Here is a 15,093-nt window from a genome sequence, read left to right as displayed (position 1 = left end):
CCGCACATCGACACGGTGCACCCCGCAAACAGGCCGGACAAGCGCTCACTGGGCCGCCTCCCAGGTGGTACCGGCGGCCGAATCCTTGAGCACGATGCCCTGCGCCAGCAGCTCCTGGCGGATGCGATCGGCCTCGGCGAAGTTCTTCGCCTTCTTGGCCTCGGCGCGTTGCGCGATCAGCACCTGGATGGCCGCCTCGTCGAGGCTGGAGCCCGCCTGCAGGAAGGCCTTGGGGTCGCCCTGCAGCAGGCCCAGGCAGGCGCCCAGGGCCTTGAGCTGCGCGGCCAGCTCGGGTGAACGGCTCTTGTTCACCTCGGTGGCCAGATCGAACAGCACGGCCACCGCCTCGGGGGTGCCGAAGTCTTCGTCCATCACAGCCTTGAAGCGGGCCGCATGGGGGGTCGACCAGTCGATGTCGGCCAGGCCCTCACCCGGCGGCACGGCATCGAGGGCGGTGTACAGGCGGCGCAGCGCGTTGCGGGCATCCTGCAGGTGGGCGTCGCTGTAGTTCAGGGGGCTGCGGTAGTGGGCACGCACCACGAAGAAGCGGATGGTCTCGGCATCGAACACCTTGAGCACTTCACGGATGGTGAAGAAGTTGCCCAGGCTCTTGGACATTTTTTCGTTGTCCACGTTGATGAAGCCGTTATGCATCCAGGTGCGGGCGAAGGTCTGGCCGGTGGCGCCTTCGCTCTGGGCGATCTCGGTCTCGTGGTGCGGAAACTGCAGATCCGCCCCACCGCCGTGGATGTCCAGGGTCTCGCCCAGCAGCGAGCAGGCCATGGCCGAGCACTCGATGTGCCAGCCGGGGCGGCCCGGGCCGAATTCGCTGTCCCACTTGGCATCGGCCGGCTCGGTGGGCTTGGCGCTCTTCCACAGCACCGGGTCGAGCGGATCGTCCTTGCCGTCGTTGACGGCCACGCGCTCGCCCGAGCGGAGTTCGTCGAGCGACTTGCCGCTCAACTGCCCGTAGTGCGGAAACTTGCGCACGGCGTAGTTCACATCGCCGCTGGCAGCGCGGTAGGCCAGGCCTTTTTGCTCCAGGGTGCTGATCATGCTCAGCATCTGGGGCACGTAGTCGGTGGCGCGGGGCTCGTGGGTGGGGCGCTCCACCCCCAGGGCGTCGGCGTCCTGGTGCAGGGCGTCGACCATGCGGTCGGTCAGTGATCGGATCGACTCGCCGTTTTCCACGGCGCGCCGGATGATCTTGTCATCGATGTCTGTGATGTTTCGCACATAAGTCACCGAAAAACCCGAGGCCCGCAACCAGCGCTGCACCACGTCAAAAGCCACCATCGAACGCGCATGGCCCAGATGACACAGGTCGTACACGGTCATGCCGCACACATACATGCGCACGTGACCGGGCTCGATGGGGGAAAACGCTTGCAGATCACGCGTCAGCGTGTTGTAGATGCGCAGGCTCATGGATAAATTGGGCAGACAGCGATCCCGCAGCCAGGTGGCGGCCGGAAATCATCGAAAAATCAGGAGGATGGGAGTGTTGCAGCGCCACGGTATGCGGTACAAACCACATCAACCCCTCGGCTACAATCCGCCCCAGTATAAGCGCCCCGGTTGGCGCTTGCCATCGCGCAAACCCCACGAGGCTCCATGACCCAAGCTCGCTGCACTGTTCCCGCCCGCCTTCGCATGTTGGCACTGGCCGCCCTGATGGGGGCCTCGTTCGGAGTCCACGCCGACGACTACGGTGATGTGACCCAGTTGCTTCGACAGGGCAAGACCAGCGAAGCCCTGAGCAAGGCCGACCAGTACCTGGCAGGCAAGCCCAAAGACCCCCAGATGCGCTTCATCAAGGGCGTGATCCAGTCCGAGGCCGGCAAGCCGAACGACGCGATCGCCACCTTTGTGGCCCTCACCCAGGAGTACCCGGAGCTGCCTGAGCCGTACAACAACCTGGCCGTGCTCTACGCCAGCCAGAACCAGTACGACAAGGCCCGCACGGCGCTGGAGATGGCCATCCGGACCAACCCCAGCTACGCCACCGCCCACGAGAACCTGGGCGACGTCTATGCCAAGCTGGCCAGCCAGGCCTACAGCAAGGCCTTGCAGCTGGACAACACCAACCCGGCCATCCAGCCCAAGCTGGCCCTGATCCGCGACCTCTTCACCACCAACGGCAAGCCCGGCACCGCCGCCAAGCCGGCTGCCGCCCCGGCCCCCACCCCGGCGCCTGCACCTGCCCCAGTGGCGGCTGCGCCGAAGGCCGCTCCGGCACCGGCGCCCGCACCCGCCCCGGCCCCCAGCCCGGCCCCCGCGCCTGCGCCCGCCCCGGTGGCTGCACCGGCCACCGCTGCGGCACCGGCCGCAGCCCCGGCCCCGGCACCCGCCCCTGCGCCCGCCGCCGCGGCAGCCGCAGCCGGCCCCGAAAAAGACGTGGAAGCCGCTGTGCGCCACTGGGCTACCGTGTGGTCGGCCCGTGATGTGTCGGGCTACCTGGCCGCCTACGGCAAGGAGTTCGACCCACCCGGCAAGATGAGCCGCAAGGCCTGGGAAGACGAGCGCCGCTCGCGCATCCTGGGCAAGGCACGCATTGCCGTCAAACTGCATGATCTGGCCATCAACGTCAACGGCGGCAAGGCCACAGCCCGCTTCCGCCAGGACTACAGCGCCGACACGCTCAATGTCTCCAGCCGCAAGACGCTGGACCTGGTGAAGGCCGGCGACCGCTGGCTGATCGTCCGCGAGTCCACCGGCGGCTGATCGTCCCGGGCAGGCCCGCCCAGCTGAACGCTGCCCTGCGCGGGCGGCGTGCACCGGGTTTGGCGGCCTTGCCACGTTTGCGACCATGATGCGATTCGCCTCTGTCTTTCTTTTGCTGCAGCGCCTGGGCGCCGCGTGGCTGTTGCTGGCCGTCGGCCTGCTGGGCGCGACCGCAGCACAAGCCGCCAAGCGCCAGGCCCACCACACCCCCACCCCGGCCGCGCCGGTGTTGCGCGACGGTCAGGCCGAGGCACGGCTGATCGAGATCTACCGTCTGATCGGTGCGGCCCGCACCCGCGACGCACTGCGCCTGGCCGAGGGCCTGGTGCGTGACCACCCCGGCTTTCAGCTGGCGCAGCTGGTCTATGGCGACCTGCTGGCGGCCCAGACCCGGCCGCTGCGCACCGCCGGTGATGTGCCCGACACCGTGGCCCGCGCCGCAGCGGCCCAGCTCAAGGATCTGCGTGACGAAGCCGCTCTGCGGCTGAAGGCCCTCAGCGAGCGCCCGCCAGCCCAGACCGTGCCGGACCAGTTCGTGGCCCTGTCCAACCGGCACCGCCATGCCATCGCGGTGGACACCTCGCGCGCCCGCCTGTACCTGTTCGAGAACAACGGCAGCGGCCCCCGCCTGGTGGCCGATTACTACATTTCGGTGGGCAAGCTGGGGGTCGACAAAGGCAGCGAGGGCGATCAGCGCACCCCCCTGGGCGTGTACTTCATCACCAGCAACCTCGACCCGCGCACCCTGAAAGACTTCTACGGTGCCGGCGCCCTGCCCATCAACTACCCCAACCCCTACGATGCGCGCCGTGGCAAGACCGGCAGCGGCATCTGGCTGCATGGCACGCCCTCCACCCAGTTTGCCCGCCCTCCGCAATCGACCGACGGCTGCGTGGTGATGGCCAACCCCGATCTGGAGCGCCTGCTGTCCACGGTCGAGGTGCGCAGCACCCCGGTGGTGATCGCCACCTCGCTGAACTGGGTGCCCCAGGCCCAGGCGCGCCAGGCCGGGCGCAGCTTTGAAGACGCCTTCAACGCCTGGCGGGCCGCCAAGAACGCCGGCGATGTACCGCGCCTGCTGGGCTACTACACCAACGACTTCAACAGCTACGGCAAAAGCCTGAACGACTGGACCCCGTCGCTGCAGCAAGAGATCAGCAAGGCGGGTGGCCGCGGCTTCGAGATCAAAGACCTGTCCATGCTGCGCTGGACAGACAGCACCGAAACCATGGTGGTAACCTTCGGCGAACTCGTCGCCGGCACCAACCGCGGCAGCACCAAGCGCCAGTACTGGATGCGCCAGGGGCAGCAATGGAAAATCTTTTTTGAAGGAGTCATCGGATGATGAATGTGAGCTCAATCCTGAGCAGCCGTCGCGCGCTGCTGGCCGTCACGGCCGCCGGCCTGATGGGCCTGGGCAGCATGGCCATGGCCCAGACCGCCCCCCAGGTCAAGCTGAGCACCAGCCAGGGCGACATCGTGCTGGAGCTGTACCCCGCCAAGGCCCCGAAGACGGTCGAGAACTTCCTGCAATACGTCAAGGACAAGCACTATGACGGCACGGTGTTCCACCGCGTCATGGATGGCTTCATGATCCAGGGCGGCGGCTTCACCGCCGACATGACCCAGAAGCCCACCCGCGCCCCGATCGCCCTCGAAACCTCGGGCGGCCTGACCAACGACCGTGGCACCATCGCCATGGCGCGCACGGCCAACCCGAACTCGGCCACCGCCCAGTTCTTCATCAACGTGGTCGACAACCGCATGCTGAACGCACCCAACCCCGATGGCTACGGCTACGCGGTGTTTGGCAAGGTGGTCAGCGGCATGGACGTGGTCGACAAGATCAAGCTCGTGCCCACCACCAACAAGGGCCCGCACCAGAACGTGCCGGCCACCCCGGTGACCATCAACTCGGTCACCCAGATCAAGTAAACCCGCCCACAGGCAAGCACTGAGGAAATACCCATGAGCAACCCCCAAGTCGAACTGCACATCCTGGACTACGGCGTCATCACGCTCGAACTGGATGCTGAAAAAGCCCCCAAGTCGGTGGAGAACTTCCTGAGCTACGTGAAGAAGGGCCACTACGACAAGACCATCTTCCACCGCGTGATCCCGGGCTTCATGGTCCAGGGCGGCGGCTTTGCCCCCGGCATGGAGCAAAAGCCCACCGACGCTCCGATCGACAACGAAGCCAACAACGGCCTGAAGAACAACAACTACACCGTGGCCATGGCGCGCACCAACGCGCCCCACTCGGCCACCGCCCAGTTCTTCATCAACGTGGCGGACAACAGCTTCCTGAACCACACCGCCCCCACCGCCTCGGGCTGGGGCTATGCCGTGTTCGGCAAGGTGGTGTCGGGCAACGACGTGGTCGACAAGATCAAGGCCGTCAAGACCGGCCGCAAGGGCTTCCATGACGACGTGCCGAAGGAAGACGTGGTGATCGAGAAGGCTGTGGCGCTGTAAGCGTCACTGGCACTCCCGACCATGCCCCCGACCGTGCCCCGGATCGCCGAGCTGAAGGCTTCGGCGGCCTGGCGCACGGTCGATTTCATTTCCGACCTGCACCTGCACGAGGCCGAGCCCGCCACCTTCGAGGCCTGGCGCCAGCACCTGCTGCACACCCCGGCCGATGCGGTGTTTCTGCTGGGCGACATCTTCGAGGTCTGGGTGGGCGACGATGCGGTGCAGCCCGGCAGCTTCGAGGCTGCCTGCCAGCAGGTGCTGCAGCAGGCCAGCCAGCGCTGCGCCCTGTTCTTCATGGCCGGCAACCGCGACTTTCTGCTGGGCCCCGGCTTTGCACAGGCCTGCGGCTTGGCCCTGCTGGCCGACCCCTGCGTGCTGGTGTTCGCGGGCCAACGCTGGCTGCTCAGCCATGGCGACGCCCTGTGCCTTGACGACCACGACTACATGCGGTTTCGGGCTGAGGTGCGCAGCCCCGCCTGGCAGCAGACCTTTCTGGCCCGCCCCCTGGCCGAACGCCTGGCGCTGGCGCGCCAGTTGCGCGCCCAGAGCGAAGCCCGCAAACGCAGCGGCGAACCCTATGCCGACCTCGACCCGGCCGCCACCCGGGCCTGGCTGCAGGCCGGCAACGCCGCCACCCTGATCCATGGGCACACCCACCGCCCGGCCCGCCACCTGCTGGGCCCCGGCCTGAGCCGCGAGGTGCTCAGCGACTGGGATCTGCACGCTCCCCAGCCGCGCGCCGAGGTGCTGCGCCTGGAGGCCGGCGGCCTGCACCGTGTGCCGCCCGCCCGCCCGTGAACACCCCCCAGCCCCGCCCGGCCAGCCTGTGGCAACGCCTGCGCACCTGGCTGGGCCGGGCCAGCAGCGCTCAACCACGGCCCATTGCAGAGGCACTGTGGCAGGCCACCCTCGCCACCCTGCCCTTTCTGGCCGCCCTGCCCCCTGATGAACAGACCGGGCTGCGCCGACTGTGCGGGCATTTTCTGGCGCGCAAAGAGTTCCATGGCGCCCACGGCCTGCAGGTGACCGACGCCATGGCCCTGGCCGTGGCCGCCCAGGCCTGCCTGCCCCTGCTGCACCTGGGCCCCGGCGCGGATGCGCCCGGCGACCCGCGCGCGCTGGCCTGGTACGACGATTTTGTGGGCATCGTGCTGCACCCGGGCCTGGCCCTGGCCCGGCGCGACTTCACCGACGACGACGGCATCGTCCACCAATGGCAGGAGGAGCTGGCCGGCGAGGCCATGCCGGGTGGGCCGGTGATGCTGTCCTGGCCCGACGTGGCCTCTGCGGGCGAATCAGCGGCCCAGGGCTACAACGTGGTGATCCATGAGTTCATCCACAAGATGGATTTGCGCGACGGCGCGGCCGATGCCTGCCCGCCCCTGCCCCCAGGCTTTCTGGGCCAGCAGGGCGCGCGCGCGGCCCGCCAGGCCTGGCTGGCCGTGTTGACCCCCGCCTGGGAGGATTTTTGCGAACAGGTGATCCGCGCCGAGCGCTTCGGCCAGGCCGAGCCCTGGCTGGACGCCTACGGCGCCCAGTCACTGGACGAGTTCCTGGCCGTGGCCTGCGAGGCCTATTTTGTGAACCGGGCAGCGTTCGGGCAGCACTTTCCCACCCTGCTCACCCTGTTCGACGCCTTCTTCAGGCCAGCGCGCTGAGCCAAGCCGACAGCTCGTCCAGCTCCTGCCGGCCCAGGGTGTGGCCACCCGGGAAGCCCACACTGTGCACCTGCAGCGGCAGGGTGGCCGCATGGGCCACGATGCGCTCGCTGTGCGAGGCGGGCAGCACGGCGTCTTCGGTGCCATGGCTGACCCACAGGCTGCGCCCCTGCAGCGCCTCGGCCGGGGCCTGCTCGGGCAGCACCTCGGGCAGCAGGCGGCTGTGCAGCGACAAGGCCGCACGCAGGCTCTGGGGCCGGGTCAGCAGCAGGCTCAGGCCCATGATGCCGCCCTGGCTGAAGCCCCCCACCACCACGCGCGAAGCAGGCACGCCCAACTGGGTCGCCGCCTGGCTGACGGCCCGTTCGACCAGGGCCCGGCTGTGCCGCTCCTGGGCGGCATTGATCACGCGCGAGCCATCGGCCGCCACCCCGAACTGAAACCAGGCCCAGGCGTTCGGGCCCATGGGGTGCGGCGCCCGCAGGCTCAGCAGGTGGTAGCGTTCCGGCACCCAGGGGGCGATGCCCATCAGGTCTTGCTCGTTGCTGCCCACACCGTGCATCAACACCAGCAGCCAGGGCTCGGCCGTGCCCGGCTCGGCGGGGCGGAATTGAGCCTGCAGGCCCAGGTCGTGCGGCAGGGTGGGCAATGGGTTCAAGGGGGTGCTCTCAGACATGAGGGGATTCTTCCAGGGTCAGGGCGTCCATGGCGAGCATGCTGTGCATGACCTCACGGCTCACATAGTGGGGCCGGCTGGCTGCGGCGCCCGCCGCGCCCAGGGCAAAGAACAGCGGCAGAAAGTGGTCTTCGGTGGGGTGTGCCCGCTGCGCATGCGGGGCCTGACGCCGGTAGTCCAGCAAAGCCGGCAGGTCGCCGCGCTCCAGGGCGGATTCGACCCAACGCGAGAAGGCGCCCACATAAGGCGCCGGCTCGCGCTCGCCACCGAAAAACTCGCTCAGATTGTGCGTCATGCTGCCCGAGCCCAGCAGCAGCACGCCCTGATCGCGCAGCGGCGCCAGGGCCTGGCCCAGGGCCAGCACCTCGGCCGGCCCGGCCGAGGCCGGCAGCGACAGTTGGACCACCGGCACATCGGCCTGCGGAAACAGGTGCATCAAGGGCACCCAGGCGCCGTGGTCGTAGGGGCGCTGTGCATCGGCCTGGGCCGGCAGGCCGGCGGCCTGCAGCAGCTGCAGCACCGCCTCGGCCAGGGCCGGGTCACCGGGCGCGGGGTATTGCAAGGCATACAGCGGCCGCGGGAAGCCCCCAAAGTCATGCCAGGTGTCGGGCTGGCCACCGGTCATCACGCGCAGCCCCTGGGACATCCAGTGGGGCGACAACACGAGCACCCCACGCACAGGCTGGCGGCTGCGCAGCTCAGCGCCCAGCCGGCTCAACGCCGGGCCGGTGTCGCCCGGCTCCAGGGCAAACAAGGGGGCGCCGTGAGAAACAAACAGGGCCGGCAAACGTGCATGAGCGGCAGTGCTAGCCTGGTGGTCGGTATTGTCAAGTTGGGTGATCATGGTGTTAACGCTCCGGGAACTACTGTAGGCGTCGACACCTCACAGACCAATCGGCAGCCCGACAATTGATTGTTGCGCCCGCATTGACAATCCACCCCCCACACACCTGATCACTGCCACAAGCCCGCCATGGACCAACTCCGTCAGATTGAAGCCTTCACCGCCGTCGTGCAACATGGCAGTTTCGTCAAAGCCGCCGACCGGCTGGAACTGTCCAAGGCCGTGGTCTCGCGCCTGGTGCTGGAGCTGGAGGCCCGCCTGGGCACCCGGCTGCTCAACCGCACCACCCGCAGGCTGTCGCTCACCGATTCGGGGGCGGCCTACCACGAGCGCTGCAAGCAGATCCTGGACGATCTGGCCGAGGCCAATGCCGAGGCCAGCGCCACCGCAGCCCGCCCCACGGGCAAGCTGCGCATCAACGCCCCCCTGAGCTTCGGCAACCTGCACCTGGCGCCGCTGTGGGGCGAGTTTCTCAAGCTGTACCCCGAGGTCGAACTGGACATCACCCTGAGCGACCGCGTGGTCGACCTGGTGGAAGAAGGCTTTGACCTGGGGGTGCGCATCGGCCGTCTGCAGGCCACCTCGCTGGTGGCCAGGCGCCTGGCCAGCGACCGCATGGTGCTGTGCGCCTCGCCCGCCTACCTGGCCCGCCACAGCCCGATCCAGACGCTGCAAGACCTCAGCGAGCACAGCGTGATCGCCTATTCGTATTCCTCGCTGGGCGCCACCTGGACCTTTGACGACGCCGACGGCAAGCCCGAATCGGTCACCGTGCGGCCCCGCCTGTGGGCCAACAGCGGCGACACCTGCCGCGCCGCTGCGCTGGCCGACCAGGGCGTGATCATGCAACCCGCCTTCCTGGTGGGTGAAGACGTGCGCCAGGGTCATCTGGTCGAGTTGTTGCCCCAGTACCACCGCCCGCTGCTGGACATCCACGCCCTCTACCCCAGCCGCAAGCACCTGTCAGGCAAGGTGCGCGCCATGGTCGACTTTCTGGCCCAGGCCTTCATGCAGCCTGGCTGGGCCTGACAAATTCAGAGCAACGCCAGAGGACCACAAGAACGGTCAGCCCAGGGCGTCCATCAAGGCCGCATGGAAGGCCTCGGGGCGCTCGAACTGCACCCAGTGGCCGGCCTCAGGGATCAGGGTCATGCCCCTGAAATCCCGGGCGCTGGCCGCAAAAGCGGCTTCCAGCTGGTGGATCCAGCTCTTGTAAAGGGCATCGTGGGCGCCATAGATGGCGTGCACCGGGCAGCTCAAGGCCGGCAGCGAGCGCGCCAGGATGTCGGTGTGCGCCAGGCGCCGGCGCGGCAGACGGTCGCGCATCACATTGGCCACATGCAGTTGCAGGGCCAGCCCCTCCAGCCCGTCGATCAAGGCCGTGTCGTGCAGCATCAGCGCGGCCAGGTTGTACCGGTGGATGTCGGCCTGGGCCGCCGCATCGGGCAGGTGGCGCCAGGCCTTGAGTTCGAACTGGCGCTGCGGCACCACGCCCATGGCGGGCGCCCCTACCAGCACCAGGCGCGAGGCGGCATCGGGGTGGGTCGCCAGCAGCAGGCCGGCCGTCATGCCGCCAAACGAAAACCCGATCAGCTCGCAGACCCGATCGCCCAGCAGGCTGCGCAGGCCCTGGTACAGCGGCTCGACCATGCCGTCGGCGTCTCCGCCCAAGGGTGACACGGCCGAGTCGCCGAAGCCCGGCAGGTCAGGCACCCACAGCTCGCGCCCGGCCCGCACCAGAGGCTCGATGTTGCGCACAAAGTGGGTCCAGCTGCCGCTGCCGCCGTGAAACAGCACCAAGGGTGCCACGCCCTCGCGGGCCTGCCCCCAGACATGCCAGACCAGATCGCCCTGACCGCAGGGCGTCACGCAGCGGCGCGCCTGCGCCCCCAGGCGCTGCACCAGTTCGGGCAGAGGCGGGGCGGGTTGGGAGGCAGTGGGGAACAGTTGGTCCATCATCGGGGGCTCGCAAAAAACAGGTGCAGGGGCCGAACCACTTGGCGCGCCCCTCGGATCACCTATTTTGCCGGGCTTTGCCGGAGCGCCTGGCAGCGCCCGGACAAGCCCCCTGCCCCGCCTTCAGCGCCAGTGATGGTGGTGGTGAAAGTGGCCCCAGCCGCCGCCGTACACCACTGGCGGCATGTAGACCGGGGCAGGACGGTAGTAATTGCTGCCGTAGTAGACCGGCGCCGGGGCGTAGGTCACAGGGGGCGGCGCATAGGCCACGGGCGGGGGAGCGTAGACCACCGGGGGCGCGGCATAGGCCACCGGCGCCGCATAGACCGGCTGGGCCCCCACATACATCGCCCCACCGTTGGAGACCCCGACGCTCACGCCAGGAACCCCCACGCCCACGGACCAGTTGACACCATGGGCCTGGGCGGGCGTCGCCATCGACAGGAAAGCCAGGGCCGCCAGGCTGCAGCCACCAGCCAGGGCGCGTGCGCAACGGCTGAAGGTGCGCGTCACCGAGCGGACATCCGGGCGGACATTGAGATTTTGCATGGCAGTCTCTCTTTCAGATCAAACAGCGTTTCAGGACGACCCAAGGTAGCCCTGAGCACCACAACGCCGCATGTTGCGACTTCGTTGTCCGCCTGTCGCGATTTATTTGTTTCCAGGCGTTAACCAAGGGCTGTGGGCGGCGCCGCCTAAAATGGACGGATGAGTTCGAACACCCCCACCTCCGATTCCCAAGAGTCCGTCAAGCCCAGCAATTTCCTGCGCCAGATCATCGAACAGGATCTGGCCCAAAAGACCTATGCCCAGCGTCATTGGGGCGGCACGCCAGGTGACGGGGCACACCACGCCGCCGGCCCGCTGGATCCGGCGCCGGTGCGGCTGCGCTTCCCGCCCGAACCCAACGGCTACCTGCACGTGGGCCACGCCAAGAGCATCTGCCTGAATTTCGGCCTGGCGCGCGACTACGGCGGCGTGTGTCACATGCGCTTTGACGACACCAACCCCGAGAAGGAAGACCAGGAGTACGTCGACTCCATCCTGGACGCGGTGCAATGGCTGGGCTTCAACTGGAACAGCAGCGCCGACGGCCAGACCACCTCGCACCTGTACCAGGCCAGCGACTACTTCGGCTTCATGTACCGCGCCGCCGAAGCGCTGATCGAAGCGGGCCACGCCTATGTGGACGAGCAAAGCGCCGAAGACATGCGCGCCAACCGCGGTGACTTCAGCAAGCCCGGTGTGGACAGCCCCTTCCGCAGCCGCACCCCGGCCGAGAACCTGGCACGCTTTCGCGAGATGCGGGACGGCAAGCTGCCCGACGGCGCCGCCGTGCTGCGCGCCAAGATCAGCATGGCCTCGCCCAACATCAACCTGCGCGACCCGGCCATCTACCGCATCAAGCACGCCGAACACCACAACACCGGCAACACCTGGTGCATCTACCCGATGTACACCTTTGCGCACCCGATCGAGGACGCACTGGAAAACATCACCCACAGCATCTGCACGCTCGAGTTCGAAGACCAGCGCCCCTTCTACGACTGGCTGATGGAGCGCCTGATCGAAAGCGGCCTGCTGGCCTCGCCGCCGCCGCGCCAGTACGAGTTCTCGCGCCTGAACCTGACCTATGTGATCACCAGCAAGCGCAAGCTGGCCCAATTGGTGAACGAACACCACGTCAGCGGCTGGGACGACCCGCGCATGCCCACCATCGTGGGCCTGCGCCGCCGCGGCTACACCCCTGAGGCCATCCAGCTGTTCTGCGAACGCATCGGCGTGACCAAGGACTACAGCTGGATCGACTACAGCACGCTCGAAGGTGCGCTGCGCGACGATCTGGACCACAAGGCCGCCCGCGCCATGGCCGTGCTCGACCCGGTGAAGTTGGTCATCACCAACTGGGACGCCCTGATGGGCGCCGGCACGCTGGACGCCTGCAGTGCCCCGATCCACCCGCACCACCCCGAGCTGGGCCGGCGCGAATTCAAGTTCGGCCGCGAACTCTGGATCGAGCGTGGCGACTACGAAGACACCCCGCCCAAGGGCTACCACCGCCTGTACCCGGGCAACAAGGTGCGCCTGAAGTACGGCCATGTGATCGAGTGCAAGGGCGCACTGCGCGACGCCGAGGGCCGCATCACCGAAGTGCAGGCCGAGCTGGTGCCCGACACCAAGAGCGGCACGCCGGGCGCCGACGCGATCAAGGTCAAGGGCGTGATCACCTGGGTCGGTGCGGCCGATGGCGTGGCCGCTGAAATCCGCCTGTACGACCGACTGTTCAGCGAGGCCCAGCCCGATGCCGGCGGCAAGGACTTCCTGGCCAGCCTCAACCCCAACAGCCTGAGCGTGGTGCAAGGCTTTGTCGAGCCCGCCCTGGCCACGTGCGCCGCAGGCACGCAGTTCCAGTTCGAGCGCCACGGCTACTTTGTGGCCGACCGTGTGGACCACCAGGCCGGCAAGCCGGTGTTCAACCGCGCCGTGGGCCTGAAAGACAGCTGGGGCAAGTAAGAAGGCGGCGGCCTGTGCGTTTTTCCCGACACTCTTGAGTCAGGTCAATGGACAGGCCCGCCTTTGCCCCGGATGATTCGGTTTGTAAATTTTTGTTACCAACCTGATCATGATCTCCACTTTCAAATCCCTCGCCCTGTCTGCTCTGTTGTTTGCTGGCGCCACCGCCTCGGTGACGGCCCACGCGGGGGCCGCCGACTTCACGCTGGTCAACCGCACCGGTTACGCCATCTCGGAGGTCTATATCTCGCCCGCCAACAAGGACGCCTGGGGCAAGGATCGCCTCGGCGACGGCACGCTGGACAACAGCAAGGCCAAGCTGTTCCGCTTCTCGGACGCCGCCAACTGCGTGCAGGACATCAAGGTGGTGTTCGAGGACGACAGCTCTGAAGTGGTGTGGGAAGACATCGACCTGTGCGAAGTGCACAAGATCACCCTGCGCTACAACCGCAAAACCCGCGTGGTCTCGGCCGAAACCGAATAAGCCGGATTTCGCAGGCGGGGCTAAAACAGCCCCGCCGCGATGTTGATCATCATCGCCAGCACGGTGGTGTTGAACAGGAACGACAAAATGCAGTGCACCGTGCCGATGCGGCGCATGGCGCGAGAGCTGAAGCTCACATCTGCCGTCTGCCCCGAGGTGCCGATGACCGCTGCAAAATAAAAGAAATCGCTGTAGGCCGGGGTTTCATCCCCCGGAAACAGCAGCCCCGGCGGATCGCCCCGCCCCTGGGCCGCATGGAACTGGTGCGCGTAATGCAGCGCAAACATGGTCTGGGTGAACAGCCAGGTGCTCAGAATCGTCAGCACCGACAGGCCGATGTGCCAGGCGCGGCTCGCCCCCTCCAGCCCCTTGGCCACCGACAGCTCGGCCACGATCGACAACAGACACACCACCGCCGACAGCACCACCAGGGCCAGGATGGTCATCTCGCCTTCGTCCTGGCGAAGGGCACGGTGTCGGATCTGCTCCGGCTGGGCGCCGCGCATCATGTGCAAGGCCAGCAGCAGGTACAAAATGGCCCCCGCATTCCAGCCGATCACGCAGGCCGTCAGGGTGCGCATGGGCATGGACAAGGCCAGTGTCGAAGCCACCAGCAGGCCCAGCCCGATCGAACCGAACAACCTGGGGCGCACCCGCACCATGAGAAACAGCCGAGTCAGCAGGCGACGGCGCGATGGGGCAGGCGGTGACAGGTTCATGGCAGGATCGAAAACACTGAAAAAGACGGGCAAGGCGGGCCAGGCTCGGGGCCCCGCATGCCTGATCATGCCCCAATCGCCGTGCCCAGCCCTGGGCTGATCTTGCGCAAACAAGAGCCCATCGGCAGCCCCGCGGTGCGAACGCTCTTTCGCCATGGCTTACCATGCAGCCTCAGGTGTCACCCCGATGCCTGCCACGGAGGCACCATGGCCAAAGGCGAGCAACGCAGCAACAAGATGCCGAAGAAGCCCAAGAAGGACTCTTCGACCACCAGCAAACCCTCGGTCTCCGACCGGCCCATGCCCCCGGTCACCACCGTGATCCCGCGCGGCAAGATCAAGGACAAATAAGGCGCTCAACACGCCCCACAGACGATGTACCCCGGAGAACGCCTCAACAGCAGCACCCACCTGATCGGCACCTTGCTGGCCGTGGCCGGCCTGGTGGTGCTGGTGGTCATGGCCAGCCTGCAGGCCGACCCCTGGAAGATCGTGAGCTTCAGCCTGTACGGCGCCACCCTGGTGCTGCTGTATGGCGTGTCCACCCTGTACCACAGCGTGCGCGGGCGGGCCAAGGTCTGGCTGCAGAAATGCGACCACTCGGCCATCTACCTGCTGATTGCGGGCAGCTACACACCGTTCTCACTGGTCACCCTGCGCGGACCCTGGGGCTGGAGCCTGTTTGGCGTCAGCTGGGGCCTGGCACTGTTCGGCATCGTGCAGGAGCTCACCCTGGGCCGGCGCACCCGTGTGCTGTCCATGCTGCTGTACGTGGCCATGGGCTGGCTGGTGCTGGTGGCCGCCCAGCCTCTGGTGGCGGCCTTGCCCTTGGGCGGGCTGATCTGGCTGGGCCTGGGCGGCGTCTGCTACAGCGTGGGCATCTACTGGTTCATCCACGACGAGAAGATCCGCCACGGACACGGCATCTGGCACCTGTTCGTGCTGGCCGGCAGTGTCTGCCAGTTCATCAGCGTGGCGGCCTACGTGGCCTGATTCTTGAAACACCGCCAGGTGCCTGCCGCCCGCCTCGCAGCGGGCTGAAC

At 67.4% G+C, this 15,093-nt stretch carries 17 protein-coding genes; 11 read left to right on the top strand and 6 right to left on the bottom strand.

Annotated features, from left to right (window positions below; genetic code table 11):
• Window positions 1–45: 45 nt before the first annotated feature.
• Window positions 46–1,428, bottom strand: coding sequence for a cysteine--tRNA ligase (gene cysS, locus L880_RS0110130; protein WP_027475586.1), 1,383 nt, complete (start codon window positions 1,426–1,428; stop codon window positions 46–48).
• Window positions 1,429–1,614: 186 nt separating this feature from the next.
• On the opposite strand from cysS, the gene L880_RS0110125 reads away from it, so the two are divergent.
• From L880_RS0110125 to L880_RS0110100, 6 genes are all read left to right on the top strand, one after another.
• A complete protein-coding gene (locus L880_RS0110125; RefSeq protein WP_027475585.1) occupies window positions 1,615–2,724 on the top strand; it encodes a nuclear transport factor 2 family protein in 1,110 nt (369 codons plus the stop codon).
• A gap of 85 nt (window positions 2,725–2,809) precedes the next feature.
• Window positions 2,810–4,069 (top strand): L,D-transpeptidase family protein, encoded by a 1,260-nt coding sequence (locus tag L880_RS0110120; protein WP_027475584.1) that lies wholly within the window; start codon window positions 2,810–2,812, stop codon window positions 4,067–4,069.
• A gap of 62 nt (window positions 4,070–4,131) precedes the next feature.
• Window positions 4,132–4,659 carry a peptidylprolyl isomerase gene (locus tag L880_RS0110115; protein ID WP_051443237.1) on the top strand — a complete coding sequence of 176 codons (528 nt, stop codon included), beginning with the start codon at window positions 4,132–4,134 and terminating at the stop codon, window positions 4,657–4,659.
• 33 nt (window positions 4,660–4,692) lie between these two features.
• The gene (locus L880_RS0110110; RefSeq protein ID WP_019574426.1) at window positions 4,693–5,199 is read left to right on the top strand and encodes a peptidylprolyl isomerase; all 507 of its coding nucleotides are present in this window, start codon (window positions 4,693–4,695) and stop codon (window positions 5,197–5,199) included.
• Between the two features lie 21 nt (window positions 5,200–5,220).
• Window positions 5,221–5,997: a UDP-2,3-diacylglucosamine diphosphatase gene (locus L880_RS0110105; RefSeq protein WP_027475582.1), complete on the top strand. Its 777-nt coding sequence runs from the start codon at window positions 5,221–5,223 to the stop codon at window positions 5,995–5,997.
• Window positions 5,994–6,857 carry a M90 family metallopeptidase gene (locus tag L880_RS0110100; protein WP_051443213.1) on the top strand — a complete coding sequence of 288 codons (864 nt, stop codon included), beginning with the start codon at window positions 5,994–5,996 and terminating at the stop codon, window positions 6,855–6,857. The genes L880_RS0110105 and L880_RS0110100 overlap by 4 nt, the downstream gene beginning before the upstream one ends.
• Here L880_RS0110100 and L880_RS0110095 read toward each other — a convergent pair.
• Together L880_RS0110095 and L880_RS0110090 are read right to left on the bottom strand one after the other, a co-directional pair.
• Window positions 6,841–7,533, bottom strand: a complete 693-nt coding sequence (locus tag L880_RS0110095; protein ID WP_157462774.1) for an alpha/beta hydrolase — start codon at window positions 7,531–7,533, stop codon at window positions 6,841–6,843. The genes L880_RS0110100 and L880_RS0110095 overlap by 17 nt on opposite strands.
• Window positions 7,526–8,377 (bottom strand): DODA-type extradiol aromatic ring-opening family dioxygenase, encoded by an 852-nt coding sequence (locus L880_RS0110090; RefSeq protein WP_051443212.1) that lies wholly within the window; start codon window positions 8,375–8,377, stop codon window positions 7,526–7,528. Before L880_RS0110090 ends, L880_RS0110095 begins: the two co-directional genes overlap by 8 nt.
• A 129-nt stretch (window positions 8,378–8,506) precedes the next feature.
• Between L880_RS0110090 and L880_RS0110085 the strand changes: the two genes are divergently transcribed.
• Window positions 8,507–9,406 carry a LysR family transcriptional regulator gene (locus L880_RS0110085; RefSeq protein ID WP_019574421.1) on the top strand — a complete coding sequence of 300 codons (900 nt, stop codon included), beginning with the start codon at window positions 8,507–8,509 and terminating at the stop codon, window positions 9,404–9,406.
• 36 nt (window positions 9,407–9,442) lie between these two features.
• Here the strand turns inward: L880_RS0110085 and L880_RS0110080 are convergent, their stop codons facing one another.
• Together L880_RS0110080 and L880_RS0110075 are read right to left on the bottom strand one after the other, a co-directional pair.
• The gene (locus L880_RS0110080) at window positions 9,443–10,336 is read right to left on the bottom strand and encodes an alpha/beta fold hydrolase (protein ID WP_051443211.1); all 894 of its coding nucleotides are present in this window, start codon (window positions 10,334–10,336) and stop codon (window positions 9,443–9,445) included.
• 120 nt (window positions 10,337–10,456) lie between these two features.
• Entirely contained in the window at window positions 10,457–10,882 is a 426-nt protein-coding gene (locus tag L880_RS0110075) for a hypothetical protein (RefSeq protein ID WP_425389177.1), read from the bottom strand.
• 159 nt (window positions 10,883–11,041) lie between these two features.
• Between L880_RS0110075 and L880_RS0110070 the strand changes: the two genes are divergently transcribed.
• Together L880_RS0110070 and L880_RS0110065 are read left to right on the top strand one after the other, a co-directional pair.
• The gene (locus L880_RS0110070; protein WP_027475576.1) at window positions 11,042–12,847 is read left to right on the top strand and encodes a glutamine--tRNA ligase/YqeY domain fusion protein; all 1,806 of its coding nucleotides are present in this window, start codon (window positions 11,042–11,044) and stop codon (window positions 12,845–12,847) included.
• A 109-nt stretch (window positions 12,848–12,956) separates the two neighbouring features.
• Entirely contained in the window at window positions 12,957–13,331 is a 375-nt protein-coding gene (locus L880_RS0110065) for a hypothetical protein (protein WP_027475575.1), read from the top strand.
• Window positions 13,332–13,351: 20 nt separating this feature from the next.
• On the opposite strand, the gene L880_RS0110060 is transcribed toward L880_RS0110065, so the two are convergent.
• Window positions 13,352–14,050 carry a DUF1345 domain-containing protein gene (locus L880_RS0110060; protein WP_027475574.1) on the bottom strand — a complete coding sequence of 233 codons (699 nt, stop codon included), beginning with the start codon at window positions 14,048–14,050 and terminating at the stop codon, window positions 13,352–13,354.
• Window positions 14,051–14,257: 207 nt separating this feature from the next.
• Here L880_RS0110060 and L880_RS36035 point away from each other — a divergent pair, with 207 nt between their 5' ends.
• Window positions 14,258–14,401 carry a hypothetical protein gene (locus L880_RS36035; RefSeq protein ID WP_169737747.1) on the top strand — a complete coding sequence of 48 codons (144 nt, stop codon included), beginning with the start codon at window positions 14,258–14,260 and terminating at the stop codon, window positions 14,399–14,401.
• A 24-nt stretch (window positions 14,402–14,425) separates the two neighbouring features.
• Window positions 14,426–15,043, top strand: a complete 618-nt coding sequence (gene trhA, locus L880_RS0110050; protein ID WP_027475573.1) for a PAQR family membrane homeostasis protein TrhA — start codon at window positions 14,426–14,428, stop codon at window positions 15,041–15,043.
• Window positions 15,044–15,093 lie beyond the last annotated feature (50 nt).

Origin of the sequence: Curvibacter gracilis ATCC BAA-807 (genome assembly GCF_000518645.1) — a bacterium.
In the GTDB taxonomy this organism is placed as follows: Bacteria; Pseudomonadota; Gammaproteobacteria; order Burkholderiales; family Burkholderiaceae_C; genus Curvibacter; species Curvibacter gracilis.
Note: the sequence above shows the minus strand (reverse complement) of the source record. Positions and strands in the feature narration are given on the sequence as shown.

What these genes read in the sequence shown, in the direction of transcription:
- L880_RS36035 (WP_169737747.1), top strand. Translation starts at nt 14,258, where the DNA reads ATGGCCAAAGGCGAGCAACGCAGCAACAAGATGCCGAAGAAGCCCAAG.
- L880_RS0110085 (WP_019574421.1), top strand. Translation starts at nt 8,507, where the DNA reads ATGGACCAACTCCGTCAGATTGAAGCCTTCACCGCCGTCGTGCAACAT.
- cysS (WP_027475586.1), bottom strand. Translation starts at nt 1,428, where the DNA reads ATGAGCCTGCGCATCTACAACACGCTGACGCGTGATCTGCAAGCGTTT.
- L880_RS0110095 (WP_157462774.1), bottom strand. Translation starts at nt 7,533, where the DNA reads ATGTCTGAGAGCACCCCCTTGAACCCATTGCCCACCCTGCCGCACGAC.
- L880_RS0110080 (WP_051443211.1), bottom strand. Translation starts at nt 10,336, where the DNA reads ATGATGGACCAACTGTTCCCCACTGCCTCCCAACCCGCCCCGCCTCTG.
- L880_RS0110060 (WP_027475574.1), bottom strand. Translation starts at nt 14,050, where the DNA reads ATGAACCTGTCACCGCCTGCCCCATCGCGCCGTCGCCTGCTGACTCGG.
- L880_RS0110110 (WP_019574426.1), top strand. Translation starts at nt 4,693, where the DNA reads ATGAGCAACCCCCAAGTCGAACTGCACATCCTGGACTACGGCGTCATC.
- L880_RS0110075 (WP_425389177.1), bottom strand. Translation starts at nt 10,882, where the DNA reads ATGCAAAATCTCAATGTCCGCCCGGATGTCCGCTCGGTGACGCGCACC.
- L880_RS0110120 (WP_027475584.1), top strand. Translation starts at nt 2,810, where the DNA reads ATGATGCGATTCGCCTCTGTCTTTCTTTTGCTGCAGCGCCTGGGCGCC.
- L880_RS0110105 (WP_027475582.1), top strand. Translation starts at nt 5,221, where the DNA reads ATGCCCCCGACCGTGCCCCGGATCGCCGAGCTGAAGGCTTCGGCGGCC.
- L880_RS0110070 (WP_027475576.1), top strand. Translation starts at nt 11,042, where the DNA reads ATGAGTTCGAACACCCCCACCTCCGATTCCCAAGAGTCCGTCAAGCCC.
- L880_RS0110115 (WP_051443237.1), top strand. Translation starts at nt 4,132, where the DNA reads ATGGGCCTGGGCAGCATGGCCATGGCCCAGACCGCCCCCCAGGTCAAG.
- L880_RS0110090 (WP_051443212.1), bottom strand. Translation starts at nt 8,377, where the DNA reads ATGATCACCCAACTTGACAATACCGACCACCAGGCTAGCACTGCCGCT.
- trhA (WP_027475573.1), top strand. Translation starts at nt 14,426, where the DNA reads ATGTACCCCGGAGAACGCCTCAACAGCAGCACCCACCTGATCGGCACC.
- L880_RS0110125 (WP_027475585.1), top strand. Translation starts at nt 1,615, where the DNA reads ATGACCCAAGCTCGCTGCACTGTTCCCGCCCGCCTTCGCATGTTGGCA.
- L880_RS0110065 (WP_027475575.1), top strand. Translation starts at nt 12,957, where the DNA reads ATGATCTCCACTTTCAAATCCCTCGCCCTGTCTGCTCTGTTGTTTGCT.